The following is a 13,271-nucleotide window of genomic DNA, read 5'->3' on the forward strand; positions in this document are numbered from 1 at the left end:
TTGACGGCGTTTGCTCAACGGTCTCCGTATATTTTATTCAATTTCAGATTATGGTTCTTATTGCAGAGTTCGGCTTTAGCGATCCAATCATTGATGCTCCAGTTTTACGCTGCGTTCGGGGAAATTATCGAGTCAGGTGGGCACCAATGCGTTCGGCTAGCATGATAGTAGTAAGATTTGTCGCCACCGATGGGATATCCGGGATGATAGAGGCATCCACAACACGCAGTGCCGCGATACCTCGCACCGCGCCCCAATTGTTGACTACGGCGGCCTTGTCACCGTCCGCGCCCATCGGCACGCTCGACGTGGGGTGCTGATAGCCGGCGACATTGTTTACGATGTTTTGTCGCAAAGCCTTGCCTTCAAGTACGCTGCTACCCGGTGTCATTTCATGGTCAACCAAGTCAGCAAACGGTGCACTGCGGCCAATCTTGCGAGACAGTTCTACAGCTTCGACCATGCGATCCAAGTCATTTTCCTGTTCAAAAAAGTTGTACCGAATGTTCGGCGCAACTCGGGGGTCACGGCTGGTCAAGCGTACGCTACCGTTGGATTTAGGTAATGTGACGGCGCATGCCAGCACTATCGCACCGCCGGTAGGGCTTGCCTTTGGGTCGATCAGGTGTGTACCGGAGATATGTAAGTCCAGATCGTCCGGTGCGGCGTGTTGCGAACGAGTCCAGGCGATGGCGCCGCCGGCTGGGGTCATAGCAATTGCGGAGGTCTTCAGCGCGTAGACGTTGAAGAAAAACGGATGTTCTTGCAACCGTTCACCTACCGGTAGATCAGCGACGGTGGCGATTCCCATCTCGCGAAGATGGCCTTGTGGGCCGATACCGGAGCGTAGCAGGATAGCGGGGCTGCCTATGGCACCGGCCGACAAGATTACTTCGCCGGCTGGAACTATCTCGCCGTCTACTAGCAATACACCTATGGCGCGTTCTCGTTCTATCAGGACGCGGTCGGCTTCAGCGTGGCCGCGGATAGTGAGGTTGGCGCGAGCCCGCACGTCTGCACTCAGGTAAGCCATGCCGGTATTGATTCGGGTGCCGTTGATGACATTCAACGGGTAGGGACCTACGCCGTGCTGGCGCGCGCCGTTGAAGTCATCCACGAGCGGCAGTCCAACTGACTCGGCAGCCGCCACGAAAGCACGCATTGAGATAGTATTCTGCGCAGCAGTGCGCTGACGCACTGGAAATGGGCCGGTACGGCCATGCCATGCATCTTCGCCAGTTGGCGTGTTTTCCATCGTTCGGTAGGCGGACAGCACTTCCGGCCAAGCCCAACCTTCGATTCCGCGTCCGGCCCAGCGCGCAAAGTCGGCAGGACGCGCACGCATCGCCACAGCAGCATTGACCGCGGAGCTACCACCGATCACTCGGCCGCGTGGGATGGCTATGTCGTGACCTATCCGAGCTGAGTCGTCACTATGGTAATGCCAGTCGTATTCGGGAGAGGCGGCAACTAGGTCGGCGTTCGTCAGCACTGCTGGATACCGGTCGGGCGCAAAGTCGGGACCTGCGTCGAGCAGCAGCACACTGCGCAGCGGGTCGGCACTGAGACGTGCTGCAAGGACGGCACCGGCAGATCCACCACCGACGATCACCACGTCAAACTGCTTGCCAGTCCGAGGGGTCTCTTTAGTTTTACTGGAGCTGCGCGTTGCACTAGAGGCAAACGTAGCAGCGCCTGCCGTCATTGCAACCAGCACTGCCTGTGCTCCCAAAGCTATCGCGCCGCGTCGTGTGATTGTCAAAGTCATAGATTCCAGATCAGGTATCGTTAGTGCCGTCGAGGATGAGAGGCAAGAAACCATGGTAGGAACGCGTACCTGACCCAGCAAGACGGGGTTTCTGGAATCTGTGTCCGGTGGAATGGACGTCGAGAACTCCCCCTATCTTCGGCGCCTACCCGCTCGGTAGTGCCGCCGTAGTTGCTGTATTCGGTAAAAAAACGTGCTGTATTCACGGAGAAGCCGCTGCAACGATTTGCCCAGCGTATTAAGGATGGCTTTACAGCTAGAGGATCTTGGGAAACTCCGAAGCCAAGTGATCCAAGAAAACACGTACTGACGGCAGTAATCCTTTGCGGGAAGGTACCAGTGCAGTGATCCTGGCATCGCCAGCTATCCATTCGGGCAGAACTCGATGAAGCTCACCACGCGCAACGGCCGCCCGCGCGATGTAACTCGGCAGGGCCACAATCCCAAGCCCGCTGATAGCTGCATGTTGCAGGCTGAGCATGTCCTCGCTTTGCAGCCGCGGCATGATGGGCACAGCAATTTCTTCGATCGATAAAGTGACATGGCGCAACCGCCAGTTCATGGGGGCATTAGCTCGCGCAAAGAAAATCGAGGCGTGGCTGCTTAGCTCCGCTGGCGTGGCCGGTGCGCCATGTTCGGCCAGATAGCTTGATCCGGCGAACAGAAACCAGAGAGCGACCCCGAGCATGCGCTGGACAAGATCGGAGTCCGGCAATGGAGCCTCATGCGCCCGGATGGCGACGTCGTAATTTTCGCCAACAATATCGATGGTTCGATCGGCTGCATGAGCGACCATATTGATCTTGGGATAGACACGAAGGAAGTCAGCGATCATACCCGCCATGGCGAAATTCATGGTCGCGACTCCAGCGGTACACCGGATGGTCCCGACGGGCTCCAACAACCGCTGACGCACTGACATTTCTGCCATCTCCGCTTCTCGCAGCGCGGCCAGCGCGTGCTGGTAAAACTCTTCTCCTGCCTCGGTCATACCGAAGCGACGCGACGTTCGGCTGAGCAAACGCACACCTAATTCGCCCTCCAATTGTTGCATGCGGTGGCTAAGCGTTGACTTGGGCATACCGGTACTTGCAACTGCGGCAGTAAACCCACCGCGATCGACCACATTGACAAAAATAAACAGATCGTTCAGGTCCAGCCGATTCACGTATGGCCCAATCATAGGAAGGCAATTTTTAATCTTGAAGAGTTCCAAGGGTACCGTCTAGAACTATGTGGTTATTTGGCAATGTTTCGCTGGGAAGGAGCGTCCAATGAGCGGGAAGTTGAATCTGGCCAAACCGGCTTGTTGGGGGGAGGCCCAATACCTAACATCCGGTGAATAGCCAAACCCCGGAGCAGAGAATGAAATCAATAAATGGCAAAGTCGTCCTCGTTACTGGTGCCTCATCGGGATTGGGGCGCGAGTTAGTGCATCAACTGCTGGAAAAAGGTGCGCTAGTCGCAGCCACCTTTCGCAAGCAAGAAGAAGTGGATTTCTATAACGGTAAACATGCTGCGCAGGGCATGGGCGTTTTGGTAGACGTGACAGACGATGTGGCGGTCAAAACGGGGGTGGCCCAGGTGCTGGATCACTTTGGACGTATCGACATTGTCGCCAACTGTGCGGGTGCTGGCACAGTGGGTGCAGTTGAAGAAATGACGGATCGAGAAGCGCGGCGTGTATTCGATCTGAATTTCTTTGGCGGCCTGAACATCATTCGCGCTGTAACCCCTGCGATGCGCAAGCAGCGCAGCGGGCACATCATTCAATTCTCCGCAATCGGTGGCTTCATTGGCTACCCGGGCATGGGCGTGTACTCGGCCGCTAAGGGCGCTACTGACATCCTGGGGGAAGCACTGGCAGGTGAACTTGCACCCTTTAACATCGCCACGACTGTGTTGACCATCGGTGTATTCGAGACCCAATTTGCGGGTCGCTCACTGGCTTACGTCGAGCAAAAAATCGATGACTATGAAGGCACACCCGTCGGTAAGTTCCGTGTAGCTATAGGTGGTCTGCAAGGTAAGCAGCCGAATGTTCCAGGAAAAGGGGCTTTGGCGATTATCAACCTGATGGAGGCGGATCATCCACCCGTACACGCGGCCTTGGGTGCCGATGCGATGGGCGGAATGCGTGCAAAAATGGCCAAAGTCGAGCAGGAACTTGTCCAGTGGCAGGGCAACGCAACCTCTACAGAACGCAGCATCAACGGAATCTGATCATGCGAATGACCAACAAAGTTGTACTGATTACCGGCGCATCGCGCGGGCTCGGATTATCCCTGGCACGTCGTTTTGCCAGAGAGGGGGCTTCCGTTGCGTTGACGTACAACACTGACGCTGCCGCAGCCGACCGAAATGTCGAGGCTCTCGTTGCTGAGGGCGCTCAAGCAATGGCCATCGGGGGAGACATCAGCGACCCGGACGCTGTCAAAGCCATATTCGCAGCAGTGCTGGCTCGATTTGGGCGCATCGATATTGTCGTGGCCAATGCCGGGCGGGAGCTTATCGACACACCGATCACGGAAATCGATAACGCGATGTTCGAGGCTGTCACCAAAACCAATGTGTTTGGCACCTTCTATACGCTTCGCGAAAGTGCGCGCCATGTTACCGATGGTGGACGCATCATCGTGATTTCGTCCACTACGACGATCGTACCGAACGCAGGCTTCACCGCGTATGCCGGAAGCAAAGCCGCCGGCCGGCTTTACGTTGAATGTCTCGCGCAGGAAATGGGCAAGCGTAACGTCACGGTGAACGGTGTGGTACCGGGGCCGCTACGTGACGCCGGTGTCATCGCAAACCTTCAGGAAAATGACTATCAGGCATTGGCACAGTTGTCGCCATTTGCGCGCTTGGGCTCTGTCGCCGATGTCGAAGGCGCCGTGCTTTTCCTGGCAAGTGACGATGCAGCTTGGATTTCCGGTCATCACCTGGTTGTCAACGGCGCCGCCAAAGTATAGGGCAGACCCACATGACCAGGCGGTGGGGCAGTCCTCATCGTTCGGCCACCGTTCGACGTCCGTTTTTTTGTTCTTTTCAAATTGATTACCCCCTTTAAAGCCACTTAAATCAAGGTCCCATCATGTCGCCTAAAAAGATTGCCGTCATTGTCGGCAGCCTGCGCAAAGAGTCGTTGAACCGCCTATTTGCTCAAGAAGTAATCGCGCTTGCGCCACCGAGCCTTTTATTAGAAATAGTCGAGATCAATGAACTGAATCTGTTTAACCAAGACTTGGAAGAAAACGGTAAGAGTGCCCCTGAAGCCTGGACTCGTTTTCGCCAAAATATGGCGTCGAAAGATGGAGTACTGTTTTTCACTCCCGAATACAACAGGTCAGTTCCTGGTGTATTGAAGAACGCCATTGATATTGGTTCTCGCCCTTACGGCGAGTCTGTGTGGGCAGGCAAACCCGCAGCTATCGTAAGCGTATCGCCCGGTGCCAGCGGCGGCTTCGGTGCTAACCATCATTTACGTCAGTCTATGGTATTTCTGGACATGCCACTTTTGCAGCAGCCGGAAGCGTATATCGGTGGGGCGACAAGGCTACTGGGGCCAGGCGGAAATTTGAATGACGACGGAACTACTCAGTTCTTGAAAAAATTCATTGACGCCTTTGCTGCATGGGTCGAAATCAATACCGCCAAGTCAACGGGTTTAATCTAGGGTGCTAGAAACTCTCTGCTTTGGCTGATCTAAGGCGTTGTATGAGTCGTCTCAGGTTTCACGTACGGCCTTAGTGTCCGCTAATGGCCGAAAGCAGTCCTTTGAGCGATCATCCAGGCGCTGGATCATGCCAGCGAACCGATGACGGTGCGCGACTTAGGGTTTGTCTGAAAAGTCAGCCCGCAAGCATTTCTTGATACAGGCCAGTGTAATCATGGCTTTGAAGCTGCTCGCCAGTTTTTCGTATCGCGTACAGAGCCGACGCTTTTCTTTGAGCCAACTGAACAGCCGTTCGATCACGTTGCGCTTTTTATATTGTGGCCTGTCGAACAGTCGAGGCAGGCCTGGTCGAGGCTTGCGATGCATCTTGCGCAAGGGAATGATCGGCTGCATGCCGTAGCGGTCACAGTACTGACGCAGTATCTGGCTGTCATAGCCCTTGTCCGCCAGTACACATCGGCAACGCTTACGCGGACGACCCTTGCTGCCTGGCAGGCTGATCTGTTCCAGTAGCGGCATGAAATAGCGCGAGTCGGCTTCTTGACCGGGCGACAACATGACAGCCAGGGGGAAGCCATGGCTGTCGCAGGCGAGATGTATTTTGGTGGTCAATCCGCCTCGGCTACGGCCTAGGCAGTGGTGTTGCGGTTCTTGCGGGCCCCTTTTTTTCCAGCACCGCTGGCCGCTCGGGTAGCTCGAATCGATGTCGAATCGACCATCCAGGTATTCAGATCGATAAAGCCATCTTCGCACAAACGAAGGTGTAAATGGCGCAGAACCTGCTCAAAAGTGCCGTTGTCACGCCATTGTCGGAAACGCTGGTAAACGGTCTTCCAAGGCCCAAAGCGCTCTGGAAGATCTCGCCATTTGGCACCAGAGCACAAAATCCAGAAGATTCCGTTAAGCATCTGGCGGTCATCGCGCCTTGGCCGCCCCATGTGTTGAGGAGGAGAAACGATGGCTTCGATCATCGCCCAACGCTCAGATGAAATTTCATAGCGGCCTGTCATGACGGCCCTCTTGGCAATCAGAGGGCATCATTTTAGCCAAAGAGACTTTTCAGACAAATCATAATAGATTTCCTAATATATTTTTTCTTCAGACGTTCTTCATTCACTTTTGATAACGTAACTATTGTGAAAATTCTCCTAATCGAAGACGACCTGGATCTCGGCAATGGCGTTCGTATCGCACTTGCAGATCAAGGGTTAGATGTCATATGGGTTCGCCGAAAAGTAGATGCGTTGCATCAGCTCGATGTCTGCGTGCCAGAACTTGTGCTACTCGACCTCGGACTGCCCGACGGTGACGGCATGAGCCTGGTAGCATGCTTACGTCAGCAGTTCAGGGGGATCCCCGTCATCATCCTGACTGCAAGAGGCACTCTGCAAGATCGCCTGTGTGGGCTCGATGCGGGTGCAGACGACTATCTGGTAAAACCATTTGTTCTCGCCGAGTTGTTGGCTAGGGTGAGAGCACTGGCCCGACGCAGTTACGGTTTTCAAAATGAGGTGATAGAAATTCGAGGATTATTTCTTCATATGCCGACTCGTCGCGTGACAGTTAGTGGACGTAATGTTGATTTAACGGCAAGTGAATACGCCCTGCTTGAAATTTTAATGATGCGCGCTGACCGCGTGCTTACACGACGTTTTCTGGAGGAAAGGCTATTCGGCGCGAAAGAAAATATGAGTAATCCGCTGGATGTGCATATGGGAAATTTGCGTCGCAAAATCGGCGAAGGCTATGTGCGAACGGTGCGGGGTGTGGGGTATGTCATTGATACCGCTACAATTCAGAAAGGGATTGGTTGATGCGAAATTTTTGGCTCAACTTGAAAACTCCAACGCTTGTAAGACGAATTATACTCGCCCAGATGCTACTACTTACACTGCTTTGGTGTCTTTTTCTGACCTACATTTTGTGGGAGAACTTGCGAAGCCCCTCTATGCTCACGGGTAGCAATACTTACGAAACCATTCTTACATTAGTTAAGCGCATGGATGATCGCCCGCAGGACCTCACTACCGTGCTGAAAAAGTTCAGCGAAGCATTGCAGGAAGGTTATGGCGGAGGTGAAGATCCCAAACTGTCAATCAGCCTCATTGTTCGTAAGAATAGAAAGATAATTTATTCATCTGATGGTGCTCCGACAGGAGTAACAAATAGCAGGTATGGAGAAATTCAGAGCATTCAGAGTGAGGGGCGCAGCTGGAATAGCCGTACTCTCAAATCAGGGAACTCCGACGCGGAGGTAACACTTATTACCCCTGCCGGAGGCTGGAACTTCTTCATATACCTGAACTCTCGTGGATACTACATATTGCCGCTGCTGGTGTGCATTCCTTTTCTTTTTTTTCCCGCATGGCTATCAGTCCGTATTGCAATGCGCCCTTGGAGCAAGGTGATAAATGGTATTTCTTTGCGAACTTTAGAAGATCTCTCCCCCTTAAAAGAAGGACCAAAGCAGATAGAGCTTCGCCAAATGGTGGACGCGACTAATCTATTTCTTGCCAGAGTGCGAGCAAGTTCTGAGAGGGAACGGGTTTTCATTGCAGATGCCGCTCATGAGCTGCGTACTCCCCTGGCTGCAATGCGAATCAATGTTGAGGCTTTGCAGTCCTATGTAAGCAGCACTAATCAACAGGAGCTGCTTGCAGGGATTATTCGCAGCAATAGCCGTGCTGCGCGTCTCGTCAATCAGTTATTGCTGCTGATGCATAGCGAAGCAAGCATCGACACTGTTATGGAGGCTGTGCCGCTGACGACCCTCATACAAGAGCAAATGGCTGCGCTGGCCCCCCTAGCGGCTGAGCGTAGGATTGAACTTGAATTCTACTCTGATGGTGAAAGCTGGATCAATGGCATCAGGGAACGCCTTATGTCGCTGATTGATAACTTAATTGAAAATGCCGTGAAGTACAGCCCTGAGGGCGGACGCGTTGAGGTAGATGTGCGATCACTTGATAAATCTACTCAGCTACGTGTCTCAGATGCAGGCCCTGGCATTCCATTTGAATTAAGGGCGCGAGTCTTCGATAGGTTTTTTCGCGAGCCCAATCAAATGCAAAGCGGCAGCGGACTGGGGCTCGCAATAGTCAAAGCGGTTGCACTGCAGCACAACAGCAACGTATGGCTAAGTACATCTGCAGAGGGTGGACTCCTGGCGACTGTTGATTTTCCAAAACACAATTCCGACTGAAAAAGCATGATTTGATGCCTGCCCGGCGGAGGGCCCATACCAGAACAATGGAGTTGAAATTGAAATATTTATCCTTGCCTATACTATTATTTTCTATCTCAATCAGCGGGTGCGCTATAACCGTCAGCGAATTAAAAAGTAGTCATTCATCTTATGACGGCAGCTTCACTAGCGAGAAGACGCCCTCCGATACTTATCGAAACTTAAGACTAATGGCAAGACAATGCCTGGAACATGAGACATATACAGGAAAGCCGGTCATCGTATTAAGCGAGTTTAGCGATGAGCGCAGTGAAGGTGAGATCAATCAAAAGCTCCTTTCGGAAGGACTGTTGATTAACAACGCCCTAATTGAAATAGAAAGACATGATGCGAACAAAGCACAGGTCAGGTTGTACACAACAAAGAACATCTTGAGTGTCGGTGCTAGATCGCCGAAGATAAGTGATATCAAGCGCTGGGCTGACGGCGATATAAATTGCGCTAACGAACTCTAGTTCATGCCGTGAGTACTCCAAGTACTATTGGAAAAATCCCGCATAATTGTTCAATCTGCTTTTATAGGTCAACGGCGACATATGCAATGAGCCGTTTGCCAGTCGCCTGCATAGAGTCGATGCAGCGAGGAGCCGACTTGTCGCTTAGGAGTAGTGGGCCTAAATGTAGGTAGCATTCTATGGTTGGGTGTTTGAATGCATCAGGGTATCGGACGGAGCCGTAAAGCTTGATCGCAATATGCTCTGAATAATGGTGACCGATTGGCCAAGTGTCGGTAGGCGTGGCCATGCTGAAAGACCATTGTTGGCGCTGGAGCGAGATTGATCCAGTTGCTAATATTTAGCTGACCCGGGCTGTTGTGACGTAAACGATCATTGGCTCTGGGTAATTCGCGAGCTGACCGGGTAAGCGTCCCGTCCGCAACAGGGGCAATCCGTCATCAGCGGTCACAAACAGTCTTCCAAGGCCCAAAGCGCTCTGGAAGATCCCGCCATTTGGCGCCCGAGCACAATATCCAGAAGATACCGTTAAGCATCTGACGGTCATCGCGCCTTGGGCGTCCCATGCGTTGAGGAGGGGAACGATGGATTCGATCATCGCCCAACGTGCAGATGAGATTTCATATCGGCCTGCCATAACGGCCCTCCCAGCAACCAGAGCACGTCATCTTAGCCAAAGCGACTTTTCAGACAAACCCTAGGTCGCAGTTCCAGGATACGGTTCATTAAACTCGTAGGGGCGCTACAGCAGGAGCAGTTTCACGGCCCCATCTAGTTACCTAAGAAATTAGTGAGTAATTGTCCAGACCGGACGCTCCCGTCCGGCTGGTTATGGGTAGAAGCAAATAGAGCAGCCCGGAATCACGCTTTCTTAGCCCTTGTTATTCCCCAAATACAAGTCCAGAATTAAGTCTTTTCCTGCTACGGCAAGAAAAGAAACCCCTTATATTTCAATGAGTCGGACACCAGATACGAGTCTCGTTTCCCGCTCCAAGTATTGCGCTGCAGAGCTCCACTGAATTCTGCAAGCGATTGAAATCAGGACCTTCGGGTCCTTTTTTCGTTCCGGCAAGAACCCCTGAAATCCAGCACCATCCAGTGTTTTTAAGTCCTGAATGAGAGTCTTGAATGAGAGTCTTGAATTCGGACGCACACTGAATCGGTTTACGTCGCTCTGTGCGTAATGCGGTAGAGCACACGGACTTTGATCGGCAACGCGATCATAACCTCTACCGCATCTGGAACCGGTTGTGTTCAGGGTCGTATTTCCCGCCACCTGTACGGGAAAAGCGCATTCCAAAAGACAACGGCAAGGAGCGAACAGTACTACTCGGTTCGCAGATGCGGCCCGCGAGGTTCTGCCTTATCTGGGCGGCGAAGCATCTGACCACTGGGCTAAAGGCTCTCTCCCGGACACCAAAAGCTCCTAAATGCTCCACGTCTTGCTCGCGCCATCGGCCTAAGATGATTTCGTCAAGACGTGTCTACCGCACGGTTACCTCTGATCCACTGCTTACTCATTCCAGTGAAAGGATCAATCAAAGGTTTTCGTCGAGCTTAAAAATAATCGCTGGATAAATATGTACAAGTATAAAATCCGTGTACAGTTTTTTTCGTTCATGACGATATAGATGGCAAGGTGCCATGGATAGGGCCCGCAACATCTATGAGTCCAATCGTCATGACTATCTTCTTCAAAAGGCGCCGTGATCGTCGCGCTATTCAACAACTGGTAGCTGCAATCACTTGCGGGGTACCGCCACAAGTAGACGGGTGCGCTGAAAGCGCTGCAGTTCTTGGTGCTTGGAGGACTTTTGACTCACTCGATCGCGGCTCCAAGTCCCGTATATCTGAGCTTGAGCATGAATTGGAAGCAGCCCGTGAGCTGCTTCGCGAGGCAGCGTTGTCCGCTTCTGCGCATGAGGTCAGGTTTGATCTTGTGAACCGAGCCTCTAGCGAGGGGCTTTGGGATATGGAAGTAGTTGCCGGCGACCCCGTGAACCCTAAAAATCGCTTTTGGTGGTCTCAGCAACTACGAAACCTTCTGGGGTTCAGAGATGAGCGCGATTTCCCAAATGTTTTAGCCAGTTGGGCTGATCGCCTGCATCCGCAGGACAAGCAAGCCACTCTTGATGCTTTTGCCCGCCATCTGAACGATAAGTCCGGGCACACACCTTATAAAGTGAAAAATCGGCTCGCGATGAAAGACGGTTCATACCGTTGGTTCTATGCCCAAGGAGAAACTCTACGGGATGATCGCGGCATGCCTATACGTGTAGCTGGTTCTCTGCGTGATATCCATGATCAGCTTGAGCGCGACCAGGAACACGAGGTAATCATCACCAGATTTGAACTGGCCAGGGAGATGCTCTCGGACGGGTTGTGGGATATGGAAGTTATCTCGGGAGACCCGGTAAATCCAAAGAACCCTTTCTGGTGGTCTCCTCAGTTCCGGCGATTGCTCGGCTTTGAAACGGTGGAGGAGTTCCCGGATGTTTTGGATAGCTGGGCGTCCAGGCTGCATCCGGACGATAAGGAGCAAAGCCTCACCGCCTTTGGTGCTCACCTAAGCGACCGTTCTGGTAAAACGCCCTTTGACATCGAGTATCGCTTGAAGATGAAGAGCGGCGAGTATCGGTGGTTCAGAGCGAGAGGTCAGACTCGGCGCGACTCCTCCGGCTCACCGCTTCGGGTAGTAGGTGCCCTTGTGGATGTCCATTTGCAGCATGAGCAGGAGGCGTTACGACAGGCAGAGGTCAAGCATCAGCGGACGCTTGAGAACAACATTGCTCAATTATCGCAAATCGTTGGGACTATTCAGAGCATTGCGAGCCAGACAAACCTCTTGGCGCTCAACGCGGCAATTGAGGCGGCGCGCGCGGGCGAAGCGGGCCGTGGCTTTGCGGTCGTTGCAGACGAAGTTCGCAAGCTCGCAACTCGCACGACTGAAGCAACCGAACAAGCTGCCGGGATGATTGCTCGCTAAGTACGGTTCCGGTGAAGCTCCTCAGGCGTGACGTTTACCCATACGCTCTCTGCCTTGGTACCTGCTGTCTAACTCGCGAGGCCCACTGTGAAGCATGCGCACGGCCATGATAGCTATGAGCTATCATGGCCGTGCGTATTACTAACTGGATGACCATTCTGCGTCTACGTATCGTAGAGGTATTAAGCGTGATGGGCCGGTAGCACCGTTCGCGTCTTCCAAATCAACACAGGCCTGTACAGGTCATGTTTCCGAGATTTCCATGAAGAAAACGCTTTCGTTGGCCACACGCATAGGGCTTAGTTTCGCGGCCATCCTGGCGCTGCTCATATTGATAACCACCATCGGCATTCACCGCGTTGCGTTCATTGACTCCACCTTGGGCTACGTAAGCGAAAATGCCGCAAAGGTGCAGCGCTACGCAATCAATTTCCGAGGCAGTGTCCATAACCGTGCCATCGCTATTCGGGATGCCGTGCTGGTAACGACTGATTTGGATTTGGCAAAACACTTATCGGAAGTCTCAGCCTTGGAAAAGGCCTACTCTGACTCGGCAGCTCCAATGGATCAGTTGTTCAAGGGCGCAAGCGTAACTGGCGAGGAGGTTCGATTACTGAGCGCTATCAAGGACATCGAACAACAAACCCTTAACTCCACCAGAGCGGTAATCTCCCTGCGCCAGGCGGGTGACATACCAGGGGCTCAGGCGCTGCTGATGCGTCAAACGTCTTTGGATTACAGTGAGTGGCTCAAGCGCGTCAATGCATTGATCGACTACGAGGAAGCATCAATCAAGGCAAAGTTGGGCGCAGTGCAGGCAACCGCTAGCCAGTTCAGTACGCTGATGCTTATCGCGACAGGTATTGCCCTGCTGCTGAGCATCACGTTGTCGGCCGTACTTATTCGCTTTGTTAAATCCACGCTGGGTGCTGAGCCCACAGACGTTGCATTGGCCATCGAGCGACTGGCAGCTGGTGATCTGAATCAAACGATTTCCACAGAGTATCCCGGCAGTGTCATGGGCGTCCTGAAAGACACGCTGGGCCATCTCGCAGAGACCATTCGTCAAGTACGTAAGGCGGCCCAAGAAGTCAATTACTCGGCCACCCAGTTGTCTGCCGCATCATCGGCTAATAATGAGCAGA

The 13,271-nt window shown here is 53.0% G+C and carries 9 protein-coding genes and 3 pseudogenes; 8 read left to right on the forward strand and 4 right to left on the reverse strand.

Annotated features, from left to right (window positions below; genetic code table 11):
* Nucleotides 1-124: 124 nt before the first annotated feature.
* Both V3W40_RS14520 and V3W40_RS14525 read right to left on the reverse strand, forming a co-directional pair.
* Nucleotides 125-1,768, reverse strand: a complete 1,644-nt coding sequence (locus V3W40_RS14520) for a GMC family oxidoreductase (RefSeq protein ID WP_065883894.1) — start codon at nucleotides 1,766-1,768, stop codon at nucleotides 125-127.
* A gap of 256 nt (nucleotides 1,769-2,024) precedes the next feature.
* Entirely contained in the window at nucleotides 2,025-2,984 is a 960-nt protein-coding gene (locus V3W40_RS14525) for a LysR substrate-binding domain-containing protein (protein ID WP_330215212.1), read from the reverse strand.
* A 149-nt stretch (nucleotides 2,985-3,133) separates the two neighbouring features.
* Here V3W40_RS14525 and V3W40_RS14530 point away from each other — a divergent pair, with 149 nt between their 5' ends.
* The 3 genes from V3W40_RS14530 to V3W40_RS14540 all read left to right on the forward strand — a co-directional run bounded on the left by V3W40_RS14530 (nucleotide 3,134) and on the right by V3W40_RS14540 (nucleotide 5,441).
* Nucleotides 3,134-3,991 (forward strand): SDR family NAD(P)-dependent oxidoreductase, encoded by an 858-nt coding sequence (locus V3W40_RS14530; protein ID WP_056861411.1) that lies wholly within the window; start codon nucleotides 3,134-3,136, stop codon nucleotides 3,989-3,991.
* A 2-nt stretch (nucleotides 3,992-3,993) separates the two neighbouring features.
* Nucleotides 3,994-4,737: an SDR family NAD(P)-dependent oxidoreductase gene (locus V3W40_RS14535; protein ID WP_056861412.1), complete on the forward strand. Its 744-nt coding sequence runs from the start codon at nucleotides 3,994-3,996 to the stop codon at nucleotides 4,735-4,737.
* Between the two features lie 122 nt (nucleotides 4,738-4,859).
* Nucleotides 4,860-5,441: an NADPH-dependent FMN reductase gene (locus tag V3W40_RS14540; protein ID WP_065883890.1), complete on the forward strand. Its 582-nt coding sequence runs from the start codon at nucleotides 4,860-4,862 to the stop codon at nucleotides 5,439-5,441.
* Between the two features lie 156 nt (nucleotides 5,442-5,597).
* Here V3W40_RS14540 and V3W40_RS14545 read toward each other — a convergent pair.
* Nucleotides 5,598-6,451, reverse strand: a protein-coding gene (locus tag V3W40_RS14545; RefSeq protein ID WP_330215213.1) for an IS5 family transposase whose coding sequence is annotated in 2 segments (ribosomal slippage) — nucleotides 5,598-6,103 and nucleotides 6,103-6,451 — 855 coding nt in all. Because the reading frame shifts where the segments join, the coding sequence is not laid out codon by codon here.
* Nucleotides 6,452-6,577: 126 nt separating this feature from the next.
* On the opposite strand from V3W40_RS14545, the gene V3W40_RS14550 reads away from it, so the two are divergent.
* The 3 genes from V3W40_RS14550 to V3W40_RS14560 are packed head-to-tail and all read left to right on the forward strand — an operon-like array spanning nucleotide 6,578 to nucleotide 9,140.
* Nucleotides 6,578-7,255 (forward strand): response regulator, encoded by a 678-nt coding sequence (locus tag V3W40_RS14550; RefSeq protein ID WP_017530590.1) that lies wholly within the window; start codon nucleotides 6,578-6,580, stop codon nucleotides 7,253-7,255.
* Nucleotides 7,255-8,643, forward strand: coding sequence for a sensor histidine kinase (locus V3W40_RS14555; protein WP_065939513.1), 1,389 nt, complete (start codon nucleotides 7,255-7,257; stop codon nucleotides 8,641-8,643). The genes V3W40_RS14550 and V3W40_RS14555 overlap by 1 nt, the downstream gene beginning before the upstream one ends.
* Before the next feature lie 59 nt (nucleotides 8,644-8,702).
* Nucleotides 8,703-9,140, forward strand: a complete 438-nt coding sequence (locus tag V3W40_RS14560) for a hypothetical protein (RefSeq protein WP_218188802.1) — start codon at nucleotides 8,703-8,705, stop codon at nucleotides 9,138-9,140.
* Nucleotides 9,141-9,583: 443 nt separating this feature from the next.
* On the opposite strand, the pseudogene V3W40_RS14565 reads toward V3W40_RS14560, so the two are convergent.
* A pseudogene (locus V3W40_RS14565) lies at nucleotides 9,584-9,777 on the reverse strand (transposase); the annotation flags it as partial.
* Nucleotides 9,778-11,112: 1,335 nt separating this feature from the next.
* Between V3W40_RS14565 and V3W40_RS34710 the strand changes: the two are divergent.
* Both V3W40_RS34710 and V3W40_RS34715 read left to right on the forward strand, forming a co-directional pair.
* Nucleotides 11,113-11,844: pseudogene (locus V3W40_RS34710) on the forward strand (PAS domain-containing protein); the annotation flags it as partial.
* Nucleotides 11,845-11,889: 45 nt separating this feature from the next.
* Nucleotides 11,890-12,117, forward strand: a pseudogene (locus V3W40_RS34715) (methyl-accepting chemotaxis protein); the annotation flags it as partial.
* Nucleotides 12,118-13,271: the final 1,154 nt, after the last annotated feature.

It is taken from the genome of Pseudomonas sp. AM8 (assembly GCF_036346475.1).
GTDB lineage: Bacteria > Pseudomonadota > Gammaproteobacteria > Pseudomonadales > Pseudomonadaceae > Aquipseudomonas > Aquipseudomonas marginalis.

Coding starts and splice junctions, on each gene's coding strand:
- V3W40_RS14540 (WP_065883890.1), top strand. CDS start 4,860: ATGTCGCCTAAAAAGATTGCCGTCATTGTCGGCAGCCTGCGCAAAGAG.
- V3W40_RS14535 (WP_056861412.1), top strand. CDS start 3,994: ATGCGAATGACCAACAAAGTTGTACTGATTACCGGCGCATCGCGCGGG.
- V3W40_RS14520 (WP_065883894.1), bottom strand. CDS start 1,768: ATGACTTTGACAATCACACGACGCGGCGCGATAGCTTTGGGAGCACAG.
- V3W40_RS14555 (WP_065939513.1), top strand. CDS start 7,255: ATGCGAAATTTTTGGCTCAACTTGAAAACTCCAACGCTTGTAAGACGA.
- V3W40_RS14530 (WP_056861411.1), top strand. CDS start 3,134: ATGAAATCAATAAATGGCAAAGTCGTCCTCGTTACTGGTGCCTCATCG.